Source organism: Litorimonas cladophorae, assembly GCF_014652455.1.
Taxonomy (GTDB): Bacteria; Pseudomonadota; Alphaproteobacteria; order Caulobacterales; family Maricaulaceae; genus Litorimonas; species Litorimonas cladophorae.
Genome location: NZ_BMYV01000003.1, coordinates 107,921 through 127,101, shown reverse-complemented (window position 1 = coordinate 127,101; position 19,181 = coordinate 107,921). Strand labels below are relative to the sequence as shown.

At 50.9% G+C, this 19,181-nt stretch carries 16 protein-coding genes; 10 read left to right on the top strand and 6 right to left on the bottom strand.

Features of this window, described 5'->3' with window-relative positions; translation table 11 throughout:
* Window positions 1–3: 3 nt before the first annotated feature.
* The 7 genes from IE073_RS12475 to IE073_RS12445 all read left to right on the top strand — a co-directional run bounded on the left by IE073_RS12475 (window position 4) and on the right by IE073_RS12445 (window position 6,921).
* Entirely contained in the window at window positions 4–1,113 is a 1,110-nt protein-coding gene (locus IE073_RS12475; protein ID WP_189586644.1) for a coiled-coil domain-containing protein, read from the top strand.
* 1 nt (window position 1,114) lies between these two features.
* Window positions 1,115–2,233, top strand: a complete 1,119-nt coding sequence (locus IE073_RS12470) for a hypothetical protein (protein WP_189586641.1) — start codon at window positions 1,115–1,117, stop codon at window positions 2,231–2,233.
* A 9-nt stretch (window positions 2,234–2,242) separates the two neighbouring features.
* On the top strand, window positions 2,243–4,189 hold the full coding sequence (locus IE073_RS12465; protein ID WP_189586638.1) for an ATP-binding protein: 1,947 nt from the start codon (window positions 2,243–2,245) through the stop codon (window positions 4,187–4,189).
* 119 nt (window positions 4,190–4,308) lie between these two features.
* Complete coding sequence (locus tag IE073_RS12460) at window positions 4,309–4,506, top strand: hypothetical protein (protein ID WP_189586635.1); 198 nt, start codon at window positions 4,309–4,311, stop codon at window positions 4,504–4,506.
* Window positions 4,503–5,975, top strand: a complete 1,473-nt coding sequence (locus IE073_RS12455) for a DUF6638 family protein (protein WP_189586632.1) — start codon at window positions 4,503–4,505, stop codon at window positions 5,973–5,975. The genes IE073_RS12460 and IE073_RS12455 overlap by 4 nt, the downstream gene beginning before the upstream one ends.
* A 3-nt stretch (window positions 5,976–5,978) precedes the next feature.
* Window positions 5,979–6,257 (top strand): hypothetical protein, encoded by a 279-nt coding sequence (locus IE073_RS12450; RefSeq protein ID WP_189586630.1) that lies wholly within the window; start codon window positions 5,979–5,981, stop codon window positions 6,255–6,257.
* 10 nt (window positions 6,258–6,267) lie between these two features.
* Window positions 6,268–6,921 carry a DUF1523 family protein gene (locus IE073_RS12445; protein ID WP_189586627.1) on the top strand — a complete coding sequence of 218 codons (654 nt, stop codon included), beginning with the start codon at window positions 6,268–6,270 and terminating at the stop codon, window positions 6,919–6,921.
* A gap of 2 nt (window positions 6,922–6,923) precedes the next feature.
* On the opposite strand, the gene IE073_RS12440 is transcribed toward IE073_RS12445, so the two are convergent.
* Window positions 6,924–8,441, bottom strand: coding sequence for a hypothetical protein (locus IE073_RS12440; protein WP_189586624.1), 1,518 nt, complete (start codon window positions 8,439–8,441; stop codon window positions 6,924–6,926).
* 52 nt (window positions 8,442–8,493) lie between these two features.
* The gene (locus tag IE073_RS12435) at window positions 8,494–9,231 is read right to left on the bottom strand and encodes a M50 family metallopeptidase (protein ID WP_233350073.1); all 738 of its coding nucleotides are present in this window, start codon (window positions 9,229–9,231) and stop codon (window positions 8,494–8,496) included.
* Window positions 9,232–9,343: 112 nt separating this feature from the next.
* Between IE073_RS12435 and IE073_RS12430 the strand changes: the two genes are divergently transcribed.
* Entirely contained in the window at window positions 9,344–9,640 is a 297-nt protein-coding gene (locus IE073_RS12430; protein ID WP_189586618.1) for a DUF1905 domain-containing protein, read from the top strand.
* An 82-nt stretch (window positions 9,641–9,722) separates the two neighbouring features.
* Window positions 9,723–10,673, top strand: coding sequence for an isopenicillin N synthase family dioxygenase (locus IE073_RS12425; protein WP_233350072.1), 951 nt, complete (start codon window positions 9,723–9,725; stop codon window positions 10,671–10,673).
* Between the two features lie 1,051 nt (window positions 10,674–11,724).
* Here the strand turns inward: IE073_RS12425 and IE073_RS12420 are convergent.
* The 4 genes from IE073_RS12420 to IE073_RS12405 form a co-directional block, all read right to left on the bottom strand.
* Window positions 11,725–12,933, bottom strand: a complete 1,209-nt coding sequence (locus IE073_RS12420; RefSeq protein ID WP_189586615.1) for an aromatic ring-hydroxylating oxygenase subunit alpha — start codon at window positions 12,931–12,933, stop codon at window positions 11,725–11,727.
* An 80-nt stretch (window positions 12,934–13,013) separates the two neighbouring features.
* Window positions 13,014–13,607, bottom strand: coding sequence for a hypothetical protein (locus IE073_RS12415; RefSeq protein WP_189586612.1), 594 nt, complete (start codon window positions 13,605–13,607; stop codon window positions 13,014–13,016).
* A 94-nt stretch (window positions 13,608–13,701) separates the two neighbouring features.
* Window positions 13,702–14,943, bottom strand: coding sequence for a NupC/NupG family nucleoside CNT transporter (locus tag IE073_RS12410; protein ID WP_189586609.1), 1,242 nt, complete (start codon window positions 14,941–14,943; stop codon window positions 13,702–13,704).
* A gap of 43 nt (window positions 14,944–14,986) precedes the next feature.
* Window positions 14,987–15,625, bottom strand: coding sequence for a uridine kinase family protein (locus tag IE073_RS12405; protein WP_189586606.1), 639 nt, complete (start codon window positions 15,623–15,625; stop codon window positions 14,987–14,989).
* Window positions 15,626–15,888: 263 nt separating this feature from the next.
* Here IE073_RS12405 and IE073_RS12400 point away from each other — a divergent pair, with 263 nt between their 5' ends.
* Window positions 15,889–19,026 carry a TonB-dependent receptor gene (locus IE073_RS12400; RefSeq protein WP_189586603.1) on the top strand — a complete coding sequence of 1,046 codons (3,138 nt, stop codon included), beginning with the start codon at window positions 15,889–15,891 and terminating at the stop codon, window positions 19,024–19,026.
* Window positions 19,027–19,181: the final 155 nt, after the last annotated feature.

Sequence of the window (19,181 nt, the reverse complement as noted above, 5' to 3'; positions counted from 1 at the left end):
GCTATGTCCACATTCGAAACACAGATCGAGCAATCCAAAAAAGAGGTTGCTGTCGCACAGAGTAAAATTGCCGAATTATCGGCCCGTATCGACACCGCTCGCGCCAAGATGAGTCAGGGGACCGACATCACGTTGGATATAGAGAACGCGTCACTTGATGACGTGCATGCCCATTCAGATTTGATGAACGCGAACATCGCAGAGCTCATTATGGGCCTTGACGATGTCACCGCGGGGTTTTCCAAAGACTTTGACGGTCTGCGCTCTAAAACAGGCTGGGAAAAATTTGTTGGTATCTTCTCAAAGCAACGGGCCGAAAGCCTGCGGTCCGAACGTGTTCGTGCGGCCTCGATCGAAGATAAGCTGCAAGACCTAATCGCCAAATCCAACACGATCCAAGCGATGCTGCAAGAACAGTTAAACGAGCTTGGCCATCACAAAAACCAAGTTGAAGGAAACCTCGAAAAAACACTGGTTGACCGCGAAGCTGCGGTCACGGTGTTGGAAGAAATTAAGGCAGAGATCACGGCGCTAGACCCGCAGCTGATTGAGCTCGAAGGCAAACTTGCGGTTGTCACCGCGCCAAAAGAGCGTGCAAAATTGGAAGCTGAACTGGCCAAGCTTAATTCGCGTCACAATGAGTTGGCGCAATTGGAACAGGTCAAGCTGTCCGAAAGCCAGACGCTCGAGCGCTACATCGAAAAAGGCAAGACCTGGATGGACTCGCTCCAGAACCAGATTGCGACCCAGATGGTGCTTCTCAATAAGCTGTCCACGGATACGAAACAGCGCGTTGTCCTTTATGATGCCTTGTCGAAATCCTTGAAGACCGCCCAACAGCAAGATGTTGCACATAAGATCAATGAGATCGGTGTGGCGACAGACAAAGAGGCACAGGTTGCGATGGCGGCTATCGGTGCGGCGACCAACAATAAGATGGCCGAAATGATGGAATCCCATGAGGAACACATCGTCTTTGCACGTAAGGTCTTGGAAGAGAAAGCCAAAGCCGACGAGCGCTTCGCGCGCCGATTTGAGAAGATCGTCGAGAAGCATGACGCCAACTCATATGGCGAAGACTCCTTAGGCGCTCCAACTGGCGGCGCGTCCTAAGGTGGACCTATCCTATACGCACCGCGTGCTTGACAGCGCGCGGGCAACTCGACGTTACTTTGCAAAATTTGACCGTATCATAGCCCATTTGGGCTCTGTTACAGCACTCTCTATTGGTGAAGGTCTTATCAGCGAGGCCGAAGGCAACATACTCAGCCAATATCTGGGTGACCTGAATAATAGTTTCACGGCCCTGTCCTATAAATACCTGATGACTAACCGCGCGGCGGATTCGGGCAAAATGAGTATTGATAAAACGGAGTCAGGCTTTCCCGTTTTCTCGGAAATCATTCAATTGGCCGCCGACACAACGCAGGCCAAAAAGCATCTCAAATCTCTGCCAGAACAAGGCCGCCTCAAGAAGGATATGGTCAATCACATCCTGACAGAACGCACGCCGCCAACGGCGCTGCAATATGCTCTGGCGCAGCGCATTTATTATGAGACTTTGGTGAATGAGAACTTGTTTCTCTCGCAAAACCACCCTCAAATTGTTTGGGTGGGTAAAGATTTAGAGCGTCGGAAGCGCCGCTACATCATTCACTGGGCGACCTATGATTCCAAAACCAACATTCCTGTCGTCTATTTGATGGTGGTGGATGATACGGCGTCGCGGGCCTTGCCCAATGACGAACGCCGATGGCCGCGGGTTCAGGATGCATTGATGGCGCAAGCGCTGTCCGAGCTAAAGCTTCTGACAATTGCCAAAGGCTTTGACGAAGATTTCGATGGTTTACATCCCAAGAGCTTGCGCCGGTTCCACCTGGGGCCGATGCATAGCCACGCGTTTACCGAACAGCATGGTCCGATCCGCGACGTTCTGGCTAGCGCCGTTGGCGAAGAAGGCCTGGATTGGGCTCTGGCTTGGACAGTCGAGACATTGATCTCTGACGGTCAGCAATGGAAAAAAGTTGGCGTGTTCAAACAGGCCCCGCGCGAAGTCTTCAAGCTGGACGCTTTTAACCTGACAGGAAAAACTGACGGCGTGACCGACGTGACGCGTGCGCTCATTCTGCCGCATCGTGCTTTTCAGGTCATGGAAGAAAGTCACGCGACCGCTTTTTCGGGCGTTCGCAAATATGTTGTTGGCCAAAACGCCAAAATACTAAGTTACACCTAGGGAATTTTAATGTCGAACGCCTCCGATCTTATGGAAATCAAAGAAACGGCCATTCGGGAGAAAGTCCCAGCCGCGCAGGCCATGTTGGATGGATTTGACCATACGCCCCGTTTGGCCAAACCGAAAGACGTCGAAGCCGTGGCGGCCAAATCGCCAGGTGTTGGCACAACCCGTCGGCGTTTCCGTTCGACCACGCCAGGACTTGTAACCGCGTCGACCGCGCGGGCCGAAGGCGTCAATATCATTGCCCGCGTTGAGGCCACGGAAGAGGACGACGCCTTGATGAGCCCCATTCAGGCGGGCGTGCTACATGCCCTGCGCCGCGCCTTGGCGACATCTTTGACAGTCGTTGATCAATATGCCGATGCGACTGGGCTGTCTGCGCTGATGAAGACCAATATGCAGGGTAAATTGCCTGCATCGAAACAATTGGAATTTACCGAGGGCCTTGCCGCCAGTTCCGTTATTGCCCTGCATGTTTTTGCCAATATGGCGAGCTTCCTGCTCTCGACCATGCACGAAACCTCAGAGCTGTCGGTGGATGTCGGAGATGTCGAAGAAATTTTAACGGATAACCCTCAGCTCGCGCTGACAGGCGCGCTTTGGGAACTTGACCAAGACCTTGCGGTTTTCGCCGATGGCGATGAAAAGCTCATCCCGACAGTCACCGCGTTCCTCGAACAACTTATGGAGAAAGCGGCCCTACGCGCTGCGAACTTGCCGCGCCTGGACGCCTTCGCATCGGTGGCTTACCGCGTCGAAGAAGATGATTTTGAAATTCGGGGATTTGAAGCGTCCAGCCGTGCGAAATCAACCAAGCTGACGATGACGTTCAAAAAACCGAATGAAGTCGTCGGCAACCATATCGCCAAATATCAGTCCATGAAGCTGTCCAAAATGCTCATGGCCTATGATTTTGAGCGCAAGTTAAACCCCTTTGCCGATCTCGGCGGGTTCATCTTTACCTTCATGGGAGATGGCGCGCCGGGGACGGGTAAGACAACGCTCATCCAAATGATGGCGGGCTTGATCAACGACTATTGTAACAATGCGGGATACCCTTTCCGCTATGCCAATCTCAGCACGGATAGTATCGACAGCTATCAGGGTAAATCGGCGCAGAACGCGAAATCCTTCATCAATCAGATCATTGATCCCAATGTTATCGGCTTTGGCACGATTGACGATATTGACCAACTGGCGGGTAAACGCGGGGATCGTCAATCCTCAGCCGGCCAGCTAGAGATCACAGCTGTCTTGATGGAAAGTTTTGCAGGCGCAAATACCGTCGTGCGCGGGAATTGTACCTTTGGCATGTTCTCCAACTATCCTGAAAATGTTGATGATGCCCTTCGCCAACGTGCGGCTGCGCGCTTCCTCGTCGATGGCCCGCAAAGCCGTGACGACTATATCGATATCCTGCATTTGTTAATGGGCAAGAACCACGACATCCCGGTTGGAGATCATGAGCTATTCTCGGCACAACAGATCAAAAAAGCCGTTGCCGCAAGCTATTCCTCCTATGCCCGCCCCAAGGAAGAAGGGCTCGCTGTTGTCTTTGATGCCGTCAATAAATCCGTCGGTAAACTGGATACGATTGCTAAGCTCGGCACCTATCTCAAAGGTATTCAAACCGCCGATCCGCGTTTCACGGGCCGCGCGATTAAGAACATCACAGACGCAGTCAAAGTGCGCGCGATGGACTTTGAATTGCCAGATGAATGGATGGAAAATACAGAACTGTTCCTCGACAAGGATTACGACACCAAACGCAAGATGATTGCGGACCTGTCCAAAGAAATCACGGTCGACATGGTCATCCAAGAAATCAATCGATACGCAGATTCCGAATTCCGCTACGCCGACAAAAGCGACGAAATCGCGATCGAGAATATGGTGCGTGATTTTGGTCGAAACGAAGAGGCCAAGCGGCGTTATTTGGCGAGTAAGGGATGAGTTGGACTTTAGCCATCATTGTGCTTCTGACCTTCATAGCCACTGGCTGTTTTGGCCTCAGAAGACTCCAGAGCAAGCTAACTGGATCTGATCGACCTGATTGGATGACGGTTATAATTATGACTGTTTCTACTTACGTCGCCTTTACAGTTGTTTTCGGCTTAATGTTCTTTAGCTTTAACTTGGGTGTCGACCCTAATCCTGAAGGTTTAAAGTTGATCCATGCACCAATTTTTGCTGTGCTTCCTGCGGGTGTATTTGGATGCATTGGTCTTGTTGGGACTTTGCTGAACCTTTCAAGGGAACGTTCCACATGATGCGCCTCGTCAAAGCTGGGTTGATGTTTGGAAACCTCTATGAGGTGTCTTCGCCTGCGCTTGTGGAACGCTATAACCGCGCGCTTGAGCATTTGATTGGCAAACGCACAGAGCTAACAGAATTTCATATCGATATTGCGGGGGCCTCACCAGAGATCGCGCATGAGTTGGGTGACGAGCTTTATCTGAATCCGCATGGCGCCAACCAGATGTTTATTCTGCTCTCGACCGATCAGAAAACAGCGCCGCTGCTGAATTCTCAATTCTCAACCTCACGCCATATTCTGCGCCAATATATCGAAGAGAACGAAGATCAGCTTTTCGCCCTCACAGCCCGCGAAGCGGTTGCGGGCGAGTTGATGAATTCCGTTTTCAAATTGGATGAACCCGCAGATTTGCTCGACATCAACCGTGTCGAAATCACGGCAGATACGACACAAGCCCATGTCGCCGAGGCCGAAGAGCTAAGCGGTCACATCGACCGTTTCATGGCCGATGATGACGCGTGGTGGGATGATGTTCTGATCTCGGAAATGATCGAACTGGCCAAACGTACAGGTAATATCCAACGCAATCCCGTGAAGCTGGAAAGCCAAGTGTTCCAGCAAGGCAATTATTTCTCCTCTCATTTCGGCGGGGTCTATGTGTTCCGCGATGCGGCCACGCCAACTATTGTCGCGCGTGAAGATGTGCCGGGCCTAAGTGATGTTGATATCGACCAAGTCCTGACCTTCGCCGATCCCGAAGGCATCGCGAATTGGTTGCGCGATGAGGGCCTCAGCCAGTTGATCGTTCAACGACCAAGCGAGGCGAGCGCCCTGATTATCCGTCAGAAGATGGATTTCATTGTCGTCTCCACAGCCGCCGATCAAGGGCATGATCTCTCGACGCTCTCGCGCCAGAATATGCGCAGCCTCGAGCGTCGCTATGCCAACCAATTGCCGCCCGAATTTACAGGCCTGATGGAGGTCTGGCGCTGGGCCTCATTGGGTGGACGGGTGCCAAAGCTAGGCCCGTCTCACCCTGCATTCTTCTATGCCCTACGTGGGTCGCAGCACAAAGACCGCGACCTTGTGAATATGTTGCTCTCGGATTTATCCCGCTTGGATTTCCGTCAATTGTTCATCTGCCACAAGCCGCTATTTTACGAAGCCTACCGTGCGTGGCCTGATGATAAGAAGGAGTTTGTCGTCCGATTCTTGGAACAAGAATATGCGATGGACAAAGCGGGCGCGCGAGAAGCGCTCTTCGGGAGCGAGCCGAGCATGTCAGAGGAGGTCCCGACGCCGACTCGCATTCAACCTGACATCAGCACGAGCGGCTCAATGACCCGGATTGTCGATGATGAACTGGTTGTCGTTGATGTTGAAACGGGTTGGAGAAACCGCAGTGCCGAAGCAAAACCCTATATCAGTCCATGGGGCAAACCGCAGAAGCGTTCTCGAAGCAAAGATCGGAATAGGAGATAGATCATGTTTCCAATCATTCGCAATTTCATCATCGTTTTCATATTGCTCAGTATCGCTTATGCTATTTTGAGCTTTACGGCGCGTATTCGTCAGCAAGCGAGTTTGAAGGCTGAGTATAAATCGCAATCTAAAATCAAACAGATCACGGAAGAAGAGGACGTCTTTGTCGCCCGTGGCATGAAACGCTATAATCGGTCATATAAACCCAAGTTGATACTCGGGGTTTATGTGATCCCCGGCCTGATCATGGGGTTTCTGATTTATCTGGCCCAATACACTTAAGGGGACGACCATGAAATTCGCCAAACACTTACCTGCCATTCTTCTTTTCGTTTTTGGCGCTGTTTTCCTGAACTATTTTTTGCCTCAAAATGACGTGGTTCGCATTGTCGGCGTGGATATGAAACGCGTGGATATAGATAAGGATGACCCTTTTTGGGACCGCGCCGATATCGGTACAAATGAAGGCGCGACCCGCGACGTTCGCTTTATCAATACGGAGACTCCAAAGGGACGAACGCGTGTCTATAGGAACGAAGATACAGGTTGGGGCTTTCCACCCTATTTCAAATTCAACAGTAGTGATGTCACAGCCCAAGCGCAGGCTTTAGCCAAAGATGATGATCAATGGGTCGCGGTGCGGCACTATGGGTGGCGCATTCGGATGTTTTCGATTTTTCCCAACGCGACATCTATGAAGCGAGTTTCGGGACCCGATGTTTTCATCTTTCCCTATTTTAATATTTTCTTCATCGGGCTTTTATTGGTCCTCTGGTTCATGAGTTGGCGCGCCATTCGCCGTTGGAAAGCCAAACGGATTGATCCGACGCTGGATAAAGTCGGCGATACAATCAGCGATGCTGCACGCGAAGTCGGCGAAACCGTCGAAGAGGGCAGCGAAAAAGCTCGTGGATTTTGGCGCAAATTATTTGGATCGCCTAAGTAGCGTTATCGCCCTGATTCATAGGTATAAATGGTCTGTGGCGGTATAGATTGAACATACGTTGGACGATATGTCACCGTTCCAGATGGTGCATATCGTGGCGCGTAACTTGGGACATGCTGTGGCGCGTAAGCTGGGCGAGGTGCGGGACGATACGTAGGCTGTACAGTAGGTGCATAGTCAAAGCTGGTTATCCTGCCATTGCGAGAATTAAAGCCTGTTCTGTCGCGGATCTGTTCTGCGCGACTCGCATCAAACATCCCACTGCCCAGAGTGTGTCCCGTTCTGTCAACGAGCTCATAGCCGACGACGACGCTACCGCTGAAATGTAAGCGGTCGGTGCGGAAGAGGCCTTTGCTATGGACCTGCGCCGCTGCACTTTTAACCTGACGCGCATCGAGGAAGACCGCATTCCTGTCTCTGACTGCGACATCTGCACTGATTATACGATCCAATAATGTTGTCTTAGGCGTGGCACCTGACCCGCTGGCCGTCGCGAGTTCAGTCCAGATTTTTTCCGACTCCGTGCTCGCATTATTTACAATTGTCCTAGCTTTAGTTTCAAGGTCTGTAAGCGTTTCTTTCAGGTCATCAGCGGCATTTGTATCTACCAATCTAATTCTGGCAACTGATGTCGTCATTTGGCCGACTAGGGTATCTAACGTCCCCTGCAAATCACTTAGTTTTATGTACAAGCTGTTCAATTCGCCTTCGAGCGGGTCGTTGGCATCTAGATTGCTCTCTGGTGATGCAATGCGGCATCCGCCTTGCGTTCTAGCCGCAGCCGTGATTCCGCTTTTGATTGCATATGCAACGGCTTCGTCAGGGATGTCAGGACTAATACCCGTAATTGTTACGTTACTCCGCACGAGTTTTGTTAGAGCGTTTAATACATTCGTCGTGCCGATGATTTGTCCCACGGCTGTTACAACACCGGGAGCTAAAAAGTTCTTTATTTCATCTGTTCCGCCATTTTCCTCGGGCTGCGCTTGTGCTGCTACAATCGCATTGTTAACCTCCACTTCAAGGGTAGAAACGGACTGCGTGGCCTGGGTTATTGCGGTTGCTGCAGTAATATGCTGACTTTGTAGGGATTTGATACGCCTCAGATAATGTTTTTTTAGATTTGCCGATTGCCTATATTGCTGTGGCATACCGAAATAAATAGTTCGTCCTCGTGCTTGTCGGCAGATTTCGCCACCCATTTCGCCGCCTGCGCGTGCCGCCGCCTGAACAGCCAAAACAGACGCGTATCCTGTCGCGACACCATTGAGGGTGGTCGTGCCCTCATTCGGAGCATCGGTATCTAAACCCTCTAGCTTTGCTGCATTCCGCAAGTCTTCGATTTGCGCTTTGACGAGTTCGAGACGCACGCTGTCGCAAATCTCTTTAACAGCATCGCGCTGATCCTCGGGTATATTGTCCAGTGCACAAATAGCTTCTAGGTCTACTTCAGCAGCAAATGCTGGCCCACTCAGCCCCATTAAGACACAAGCTGCCATTGTAGTTTTTAGATGTTTCATTGTCGGATGCCCCCAAGAAGAATTTAATCCTCTCGATGCAATCTACATGCCACTATGGCGGGTGGATGATGTCTTTACGACGCGCCCATTTGTCTGACAGTACGACGCCCGCAAACAAAATAAGTATCGACAGTGCGGCAATCAACCCGCCCCAAAACCAATGCGGCCCCCCAATGATGTCGGACAACACGCCTGAGTCTGACCTATAGAGTGATCCCGCCACTTCGGCGTTCCCGATGAAGAAATAACCAAATCCCGTCAGCGCATTCAAACAGAGCCCGATCGCGATAATATGTGCGATATAGAGCACGGCCTGGTTTGGTACCTTCCACGCGACCAAACCCAGAGCCAAGGTTCCGCTTGCCAATGTTAGCTGTGTGAAACTATCGGCGGCCCAAATCTGCGACATCGCCAGCAAAGCCGCCAACACAATAATGGCAATGCGATACCAATTTAACGCCCGCGTTAGAATAATCATCAATACGCCGAGAAGGCTTGGGCCCAGCAGCCCAACGATAATAACCATAGCGCGCTGAAAGTCATTGACGGTCGCGGTTTGGGCGACGCCCGAAAAATTGGGAAAGACGGTCAATTCAATAAAGCGCCCCCCTGTGAAGACCGCTCCTAACCCATGCCCTAATTCATGGGCCCAGGTTGAGGTGAACATGATCGGAATGCGAACCATAGGCACCTGCAGCAACATCCAGACAATGAAGCAAAGGCCCCAAAATTGCGTCGCAGGCAGGCGCGGGGGGAGGGGTTTTATATTCTTGAATTGGGTCACTGACATGGTCTTAATGTTAAGGGTGTCACGAGCTGTCGCAAGCCCGCTTCTTGGTTTCAACAGCTATTGGTCTTTTATCCTCGACTGTGAGAAACAGGGGTCCAATGCAGGAGGCGTCATGATCGATTTGGACTTCGAATTTACCGCCGCGCTTTGGGAGTGGAAAGGCAGTTGGGTCTTTGTGACATTGCCCGTCGAAATGAGCGCAGATATCAAACATTTTACGCGGCATTCGGCGCGCGGTTTTCGCTCGGTCCGTGTGAAGTTCCGCATTGGGGACACCGAATGGAACACCTCCCTTTTCCCAGACAAGGAAAGCGGCGCATATTTCCTGCCGATCAAGAAAGCCATTCGCAAAGCCGAGGATCTTGAAATCGGTGACAGCGTGGATGTCGCCATTAGCGTCGCGATCTGAACGCACCACGTTCGCCCATCTTGGATAATGCAGCGCTTTCTGCCGAAGGCCATTGCCAACCCCCTCAGACTCGCGCGATAAAATGGATATGACAACAATCGAGATAAAACCCGTCAGCTATAACCTTTGGAAAACTGACAAAGCCGCTTTTGCGAAAGCCTTTGGCGAAAGTTTCGCAGAGACTGGATTCGCGGTCGTCTCTGATCACACTATCCCGCAAGATATTATTGATAAAGCTGCAGAGGACGCCAAGACGTTCTTCGCGCAATCGCCAGAGACAAAGCGGAAATATGCGGATCCCGATAATGGACATCAGCGGGGCTACTCTCCCATTGGTTCGGAAAATGCCAAGGGCCGCGCGATCTCTGATTTCAAAGAATTTTGGCACACAGGCCGTGATCTTCCCGCCGATAGCCCATATCGCGCGAAGATGAAGGACACGCCGGTGGTTGAGGAACTGCCCGAATTTAACACATCAACGCGGGACCTTTATGAGGCTTTGGATAGTTTCGGTGCTGACCTTCTGCGCGCGGTCGCACTCCATTTGGGGCTGGAGGAGAGCTATTTCGATGACAAGGTCAATAATGGCAATTCCATTCTACGCATGTTGCATTACCCCGCACACATCAACCCACCACCAGAAGGGTCTGTTCGCGCGGCCGCCCATGAAGATATTAACCTGATAACGCTTTTGCTCGGCGCAGAAGAAGCGGGCTTGCAGGCGAAACATCGCAATGGAACGTGGCTGGATGTCAATGCTCCCAAGGGGGCTTTGGTCGTCAATGCGGGTGACATGTTGCAACGCCTGACGGCTTGGACGATCCCGTCGACAACTCACCGCGTCTTGAATCCGTCTGCTGAACGCGCAAAATTCCCTCGCTATTCCTTCCCGTTCTTCCTGCATCCCAATCAAGATTATTTAATTGACCCGCTGCCAAATTGCGTCGCGAAAACAGGCAAGGTTGAGGCCCCCATCACCGCAGAAGATTATCTGACGGAACGCCTCCTTGAGATTGGTTTGCTGAAAAAATAGATTCGCGAAACGGTTCCATCTTTTTTTAATAACGTTCAAGACAAGCGCCAATGCTCGCAGCCCATCTCCTTATTTCAGGGGGAACTGCCGAAGCCAAAATTATAAGCGGGACCGTCCGCAAGGTTGGCATCCGCGATGGAATACCAAATTTATAGTTTTTGTTTTACGCGATTGCCACATCACCCGATTGTCAGACGAATAATGCAAACCTTGCGGCAATGGTTTTTGAAGAAGCGGCCCGTTTGTCCTACCAGTTGAGGCAGCTGTGGCCCCAGGCATCGGCTCTCACTCCTAAAGTCCCGGCACCTTCGGATGTCTCACCACCCAACGCTCAGACCCACCGTCTCTCGGACCAGTCAATGCAATTTGTCGAAGACAAAATGCATAGTGTGTATTTTGCTTTCAGCAAATTACACCAGGTGAGCTCCTACCTGTCCCGTGTCCGAAAGAACCTAAACAACATATCATAGGTTTTGAGGGCGGGGATCATTCTCTTGAAATTAGGTTTAAGTCACTGAAAGCTATACATTAAAATTTTTAATAGGCGGGGATCATTGTTGTCTGGGGCTTTTGCCCAATATGGCGCGCTGCTTTTGTAGTCAGTCAACTTCAATTGCCGGTTTATCAAGTGCCGCAGAATAACGTTTGAAATCTTCCTTTATAGCTTCGATATCTTCCCCACGGGGTGAAGCAGGCCGTTGAGAATAAGACACAACCTTCCCGTCCTCGTAGTAGACTTCATAGACTCCAAAAGCCCCATTCACCTTAATTAGTCGATATTCCCAAGTCATATGACTCACTTATGATAATCAGTGATGTTTTGTAAATTTGTAGTATCCGAGGGTGGGGTAAAATTGACGTCACCTATTTCATCATTTTCGATTCCAAAATATTTGTTGGACGCCTCCGTATAGGCCAGAAATTAAAATGACGCTTCCTATAAGGATTTTGAACTCTTTAGAGTTATTGCCCACGACTACAGGCACCGCAAATAAGGCGAATAAAAAAATCAAAAAAATCCAAAAGAGTCCAATAAAAACGCGTTTGACCTTCATTCTTGGATGTCCTCTCGCGTTTGAAGCCGCTCCGCCAACTGCTGATGAAAATGCACGATTGCAGGTTCGAATTGTCCGAAGGTGAAGGCGTCATTGGCGCCAGAGTTGAGGCCACGTTGGATACCATTGACCATCGCAATATCTTCGGCTTGGCCCGTTCCATTGACGAAATCCAAATCACGAGCGGCCGTCGCAATCGCGGCATCCCTATCTGCCACCGCTTCTGATTTTGTCATGTGAAAGGTCGTAATACGCGTGCGCTTTGTCCCGAGCGGTTCAAGGATTCCCAATGTGCGGTGATGCGATAATTCGGCCAAAATTACATTGGGAAACATATGGTTTAAATAGGTTAGCTTGTCTGACACCTCACGGTCTTCGGGGGCAACATCTGCCAATTGTGTGATACGCTGAAACGGGAATGTGACGCGGGCGTGGGGGCCGTTAAATTCGATCACATTGAGATTGTCATAGCCAAAAGGAAAAAAGGTTTCCTTGTGCGTCGCCTTAATATGATACCCCTCTAAGAAGCTCTCAAGGTGTAGTTTCCAATTGGCTTCAACGATGATTTCATTCTCGTCGAAAATAATTTGGTCGGGGGCCAAAACGTTGGGAATGCCGTTTAAAAAATCGAGACTGTCTTCATCGCGATTGGCCTCATCGAAACTGTCCTGAAGGTCTAAACCGCTTTCACTCTGGCAGACAAAGACGAGGCCCTTGGTTTCAATTGCGGCGACTTCCACTAATCCATTGGCGAGCTTATCGATGTCGGGGAAACCGTCTTCATGGGGAATACCCAATAAGGCACCGTCCAAGCCATAGGACCAACCATGATAGGGGCAGACAAAAGCTCCGGCACAGCCTTTACCTGCGGCCAATTCTGCACCGCGATGTCGGCAGGCGTTTTTGAAAGCCCGCACTTTACCATCATAACCACGTACAATGATTAAGGGCGTCCCAGCCGCCGTGCGCGCAATGTAATCGCCTGCTTTCGCCAATGCGATAGAGGGGCAGAAGGCGGTCGGTAGAGATTTGAAAAGCGCAAGTTCCTGCGCAAGACGGGTTTCAGATTGATAATTTTGAACAGGCTCGTGCCAAGTCTGCGTTCCGCGATCCGTGGTGCCCGCCGCAACATGCTCCAACACGCGATCGACGACATCACTGTCAGACATAAAGGGTGTATCGGATTTGGGCATTGCTTTTGGCATAATGAGACGCTCCAGAATTTCCTTCTTACGCTGGACTGCGCTGATAAGGAAGATGGCGAGCGAATGAGACCGCCATGCACTTATGTCGGGCGGCGTGCGGTCTGTTTTTTGAACAAGAAGAAAATCGCGACAAGCCAGATGGCAACAAGGGTGTGGAACACATGCCAACTCACCGCCGCTGACAGATGCGGTGATTGTCTAAACAGGATCACGTTGAGCAACATACCGCCTGCTATGAGCGCGTAAATAATCCGGCGTGAAATAGTGAGCGAGGGTAACGCGAAGGCCGCGCCCATTGCGATCACAGACCACGCAAGAAAGAACGGTACGCCATGCGCGGGGCTAACCCCCGCAATGATAAGGCAGGTCAGTAGCAGTCCGAGCGCAATGGGGGTTGCCAATTTGCGCTGCGTCTGTGGGAGGGCCAACCGCAGGAATTCGCTGGCAATAAGTCCAATGCCGGCCAGCCCTCCGAGTTGTCCTGCAATCGCATGGATGTGCGCGAGCTCTTCGACCTTGCCGCTAGGAAAACGATAAATGCCAATCGCTGCGGCGGCCCCGAATAGCAGCGTGCCGATCGCTGCGAATTTATAACCAGAGGTGAAAAGCTTCCATCCGCAGTAAAGTGCGGCGAGGGTGATGAAGGCTTCAGAGATGGCATAATGGGCTGGCATGAGAGTTCGCTCTTCATCGGATCTGAGGTTTGCCCCGACCTATCATGGCTCTGACCTGGCGCGCAGACATCTTTTTCGTGGGGCGTAGGTTCGCCTAAAGCGTCACTAATATCCCAGCCAGTGCCGCGCTCATCAAGTTGGCGAGGCTAGCGGCGAAAACAGCTTTGACGCCCATGCGTGCGATGTCGGGCATGCGGTCTGGGACGAGCGTACCAAGGCCGCCGAGCAGGATCGCAATCGAGCTGATGTTAGCAAAGCCGCAGAGCGCAAATGAGAGAATGACGACTGTTTTCGGGCTTAGCCCGCTTTCGGCTTCAATAAGAGAGCCAAAGGCGATGAACTCATTGATGATTAGCTTTTCGCCAAAGATACCGCCTGCGGCTTGGGTTTCCGCCCAGGGGACACCGATCGACCACATGACAGGTGAGAAGATCCAGCCCAAGATGGTTTGCATCGATAGGTCGCCATGCCCGAACCATCCGCCAGCCCAGCCCAACAAACCGTTGAGCAAAGCAATCAGCGAGATAAAGGCGATCAACATCGCGCCAATCGCCACGGCAAGTCGCACGCCATTCTGCGCACCTTCCGCCGCAGCCATAATGACATTCGCATGTCGCGGGCCTTCATCGGCGAGTGCGTAAATGGCTTTGGCTTCCTTCGTTTTCTCTGCCGCAGTTTCTCCGCGATTGTCCGGCATAATCATTTTCGCCATGAGTAGACCCGCCGGCGCAGACATGAAACTCGCGGCGAGCAAATATTTAGGCTCAATTCCCAACGCAATATATCCGCCCAGTACGGTGCCGGAGACGGAGGCGAGGCCAGAGACCATGATCGTGAATAGCTCGGGTTTGCCGATGCCCGAAAGATAAGGTTTCAACGATAGCGGCGCTTCGGTTTGGCCAACGAAGATATTGGCAATCACGTTTAGGCTCTCAACAGGGCGCGTGTCCGTGAGCCAGCGAATAGCCGAGCCGCCCGCTTTGACGATCACCTGCATGATGCGCAGATGATAAAGCACTTCCATCAGCGCCGCGAAGAAGATCACAACGGGCAAGACCCGCACCAAGAAGGAGAACCCATCCAAGCTAGAAAGATTTCCGAAGACAAATCCAATGCCAGAGTCCGCATAGGACAACAGGGTCGAGACCTTATTGGCCATGAATTCAAGAACGCCTTTGCCAGCGGGTATATAAAGAACGAAGACAGCGATCGCGACTTGTAGAGCAAAACAGACGCCGACCGTCCGCAGACGAATGGCCTTCCGATTTTCCGACGCTAACCACGCAATCAAAAGGATCAGGATAATGCCGATAATGCCAAAGGCGCGATGTTCCATTGGGGCTCTTTTGCGAAGGTCTCAGATAAAGTCGAGTTTCGCCTTAGCTGCCAGAATTCACCATTGCCACGAGAGATTCCACGACTCGCGTCATATCGGTGATATATTCCGTCTGATTAATCACGAGGTCCGCATAGATTTGTGACGGACTGACATGGGCTTGATGGGCGGGTTCGACCTGACCATGGAACTGGCGCAGGACATCGTCCCGCGAGCGTCCGCGTTCCGTCGTATCGCGTTCCAAGCGCCGCGACAGCCGCAATTCAGGCGCGCAGCGCATAAAGGCACTGTGATCAAAGACATCGCGCAGGGCAGGCTGTCCCAGCAAAAGAATACCCTCCACAATAATGAGGGGTCTGGGGTTGCGGGGCTCTGTCGGAGTGCGGCGCTGATGCGTCGTGAAGTCATAATTGGGCAGGGCCACAGACTCACCGCGTTTGAATGCCAATAAATTCTCACGCAGAAGCTCAAAATCTAGCGCTTCTGGCACATCAAAGTTGACCATCGGCGATCCACCGCGTTCGCGAATGTCATGGTAATAGTCGTCTTGACGGACGAGACGGCAGTTATCTGCCCCCACATAATCGCGCAGATAGGCGGCGAGAGTGGACTTTCCAGAACAACTCCCGCCGGCAATCGCGAGGATGCGAGGCGAATCGGGTAAAGGGGACAGCTGCAACATTTGTGTGCTTTTAGAGCAACAGAGTCCAAAAAAACACACGGAATAGAATTCATGCACAGATGAATTTCACAAGAGTGTCACACGTAAAGATGACAGAATCTCCACGTTTATAAGGGTTTAGGTGGACAAACCGTCATATTTGCCTTTTTGGGACACTGTATTTGTGACGGTGAGTCACGTTTATCTGTCATGAAACTGTCATAAAGGAAGAATAGGGGGCCGCCAATCTCGCCCGAAACCTCACCTTCTGTGGATTTTTTCAAATGAATAAAATTATCGCATCCTTCGGCTACCGCGCCGTTATGTCGGCCTCCGTTATGGCCCTCACCATCGCGTCCGCTTCCAGCGTCGCTCACGCTCAGGTCATCACCTCTGAAATCGGTGGTTATGTTACAAATGATAACGCAAGCCCAATCGCTGGCGCACAAGTCACAATCACAAACACGACAACTGGCTTTGTGCGTACTGTCACAACAGACTCCAGCGGTGCGTTCCAACTTCGCAACTTGAATACAGCTGGTCTGTATGATGTCAGCGTTAGCGCCGATAACTTTCAAGGAGAACGCGTTGAAGGTTTGGCTCTGAGCGTTGGCTCAAGATCTTCGCTGAACTTTGTTCTTGGCGGCGGCGATATTGACGACGTCATTGTTGTTGTTGCGCAGCGTCAGGTTCTTGGCGAAGTCGCACCTGGCCCGTCTTCGATCTTCGGTCTCGACACCTTGGAAAATGCGCCTGCAATTAACCGCGACATCAAAGACATCATTCGCCTCGACCCACGTGTTTATGTAGATGAGACGAACAGCAATGCAGTTCAATGTGCTGGTGCCAACCCACGCTTTAACTCGCTGACCGTCGACGGTATCCGCTTGAACGATAACTTCGGTTTGAACTCCAACGGTTTCCCAACAGAGCGTCTTCCATTCTCATTCGACGCAATCCAACAGGTTGCTGTTGAGCTCGCACCATACGATGTTGAATACGGCGGATTTACAGCATGTAACATCAATGCTGTGACAAAATCTGGTGCCAATGAGATATTCGGCAGCGCGTTTATCGATTACACGTCTGAAGATTTTAAAGGCGATAAGGCCGATGGCCAAACACTTGACAATAGCGGTTTCGAAGAAATCCGCTATGGCATCAATGTTGGTCTGCCGCTCGTAAAAGACAAGCTTTTCCTATTCGCGGCCTATGAAAAGCTCGAAGGCGCAGACCTTTTTGGTGCGAACACACCAGAAGGCACTGGCATCACGCAAGCTCAGTTTGACGAAATCATCGGAATTGCCGAAGGCCAATATGGCTATGTTTCCGGTGGTTTGCCGTCCACAGTCGACAACGAAGACGAAAAGCTTCTCGTAAAGCTTGATTGGAACATCAATGATCGTCACCGTCTTGCGGCGACATATAACTACAATGATGGTTTCAGCATCTCAGGCTCCGACACAGGCACAAACCGCCTGTCCGACGGAAACCATTTCTACGAACGTGGCGCAGAGCTTAACGCAATCAGCGGCGCGCTTTATTCCGATTGGAACGACAAGCTCTCAACTGAATTGCGCGTTTCACATCTTGATCTTCAAAACCGTCAGCTTCCGCTCGGTGGTCTTGAGTTCGGTGAAGTTCAGATCCGTAACCAAGGCCCTCGCAGGACGACTGTCTATCTTGGTGCCGATGACTCCCGTCACGCCAACCAACTGAACTATGAGCTCACATCATATAAAGCGAAAGCTGACTATGCTGCTGGCCAACATAACCTCACAATTGGCGCAGAACTTGAAGACTTCGAAGTCTTCAACCTTTTCATCCAGGAAGCTGAAGGCGAATGGGTTTTCGATTCCATCGAAGATTTCCGCAATGGCGATTTCTCTGACTTCCGTTACGAGAACGCTGCTGGGTCAAACAACATTGATGATGGTGCTGCGAAATTTGGATATCAAATCTGGACAGCCTATGTTCAAGACGAATGGTTCGTTACGGATCAATTGACTTTGACGGCTGGCTTGCGTCTCGATGCTTACACATCTGATGATAAGCCGACATTCAACCAAAGCTTCTTTAATGATTTTGGTATTCGAAATGATGCAAACTTGGACGGCAAATCTCTGCTGCAGCCACGTTTTGCATTTAATTATAATCACACGGATACAATGTCTTTCCGCGGTGGTTTGGGTCTCTACTCAGGCGGTAACCCGAACGTTTGGTTATCTAATAACTATTCAAACAATGGCGTGACCTTGTTTGAATCCCGCACACGTGGCGGAAACTTAGGCGACTTCACTTATGGTGGTGGTTCGGGTACTCCGTTCTTTGATGTTCCAGATTCAGCAGTGGCTGCCGTCGCCGCAGCTAATGGTCGTGGTCCTGTCAATGCACTCGACCCAGAATTCGACATTCCGTCTGAATTGAAACTTTCTTTGGGTACAACATTTGAGTTGAACACAGGGTTCTTGGGTAACGGATATAACGTGAACCTTGATGCTCTGGGATCTTTCACACAATCTGCCGCTCTTTATACAAACCTAGATTTGCAACAGACTGGACAAACCTTTGATGGTCGCCCGATCTTCAACAACAATCCATTCTTCAACAATTTTGTTTTGACCAATGCCAAAGACAAAGCGTCATCCTTTACATTGTCCGGCTCGATCGCGCAGGAATATGACAATGGTGTCGATTGGACATTGGCTTACGCCTACACAGATGCTGAAGATGTAAACCCAATGACCTCATCGGTTGCGTTCTCTAACTACAACAACATTTCGCGCTCCAACCCGCAGGATCCGGGCGTCGCGACAAGTAACTATGAGATCAAGCATCGCTTCACATTCCGTGCAGGCTATGAAGTTGAACTAGTTCAAGACTATAAAACACGCTTGTCGATGTTTGCTAGCTTGAACGAAGGACGTCCGTTCTCCTTCACTTATAATGATGCCAGCGCATTCGGTGAATCTTTCCGTACGGACAATCAATTGTTCTACGTCCCAACAGGCGTAAACGATCCAAATGTAATCTTTGACGGTATCGATACAGGTGCTTTCTTCAACTACCTTAACGAAACTGGACTTGACGAGTATGCTGGGCAAATTGCTCCACGTAACGCGTTTAACGACGATTGGTTTGCGAAAATTGACCTTCGTATTAGCCAGCAGCTTCCGGGTTTGCGCGATGGCGACCGTGCGTCTGTCTTCGCAGTCATGAAAAATGTTGGTAACTTCATCGACAGCGACTGGGGTGTTCTCAAGCAGAACGGTTTCCCAGGAAGTGCGCCACTGACAAACGTTGCTATCAATGATGCGGGTCAATATGTGTACTCAAACTTTAACTCGAACGCTGGCGAAGGATCTGTCAACGTCGGTGTTTCGACTTGGGAACTTCGTTTTGGTGCTAAATACGATTTCTAAAGCTAACGCTTCAGGAACAAAACTTACGACAGGGCGCCCCTCGGGGCGCCCTGTTTGCATTTGGGGGCCTCATTTGCGCAATATGGAGAGGGTCATCCACAGCTGTGCATAGGCTGGCCCCCTTGCGTCCATTGTCTGTGTGGGTGACAAGTTAT

What these genes read in the sequence shown, in the direction of transcription:
- IE073_RS12445 (WP_189586627.1), top strand. Translation starts at nt 6,268, where the DNA reads ATGAAATTCGCCAAACACTTACCTGCCATTCTTCTTTTCGTTTTTGGC.
- IE073_RS12460 (WP_189586635.1), top strand. Translation starts at nt 4,309, where the DNA reads ATGACTGTTTCTACTTACGTCGCCTTTACAGTTGTTTTCGGCTTAATG.
- IE073_RS12405 (WP_189586606.1), bottom strand. Translation starts at nt 15,625, where the DNA reads ATGTTGCAGCTGTCCCCTTTACCCGATTCGCCTCGCATCCTCGCGATT.
- IE073_RS12430 (WP_189586618.1), top strand. Translation starts at nt 9,344, where the DNA reads ATGATCGATTTGGACTTCGAATTTACCGCCGCGCTTTGGGAGTGGAAA.
- IE073_RS12475 (WP_189586644.1), top strand. Translation starts at nt 4, where the DNA reads ATGTCCACATTCGAAACACAGATCGAGCAATCCAAAAAAGAGGTTGCT.
- IE073_RS12415 (WP_189586612.1), bottom strand. Translation starts at nt 13,607, where the DNA reads ATGCCAGCCCATTATGCCATCTCTGAAGCCTTCATCACCCTCGCCGCA.
- IE073_RS12420 (WP_189586615.1), bottom strand. Translation starts at nt 12,933, where the DNA reads ATGCCAAAAGCAATGCCCAAATCCGATACACCCTTTATGTCTGACAGT.
- IE073_RS12425 (WP_233350072.1), top strand. Translation starts at nt 9,723, where the DNA reads ATGGATATGACAACAATCGAGATAAAACCCGTCAGCTATAACCTTTGG.
- IE073_RS12435 (WP_233350073.1), bottom strand. Translation starts at nt 9,231, where the DNA reads ATGTCAGTGACCCAATTCAAGAATATAAAACCCCTCCCCCCGCGCCTG.
- IE073_RS12465 (WP_189586638.1), top strand. Translation starts at nt 2,243, where the DNA reads ATGTCGAACGCCTCCGATCTTATGGAAATCAAAGAAACGGCCATTCGG.
- IE073_RS12410 (WP_189586609.1), bottom strand. Translation starts at nt 14,943, where the DNA reads ATGGAACATCGCGCCTTTGGCATTATCGGCATTATCCTGATCCTTTTG.
- IE073_RS12400 (WP_189586603.1), top strand. Translation starts at nt 15,889, where the DNA reads ATGAATAAAATTATCGCATCCTTCGGCTACCGCGCCGTTATGTCGGCC.
- IE073_RS12440 (WP_189586624.1), bottom strand. Translation starts at nt 8,441, where the DNA reads ATGAAACATCTAAAAACTACAATGGCAGCTTGTGTCTTAATGGGGCTG.
- IE073_RS12450 (WP_189586630.1), top strand. Translation starts at nt 5,979, where the DNA reads ATGTTTCCAATCATTCGCAATTTCATCATCGTTTTCATATTGCTCAGT.
- IE073_RS12455 (WP_189586632.1), top strand. Translation starts at nt 4,503, where the DNA reads ATGATGCGCCTCGTCAAAGCTGGGTTGATGTTTGGAAACCTCTATGAG.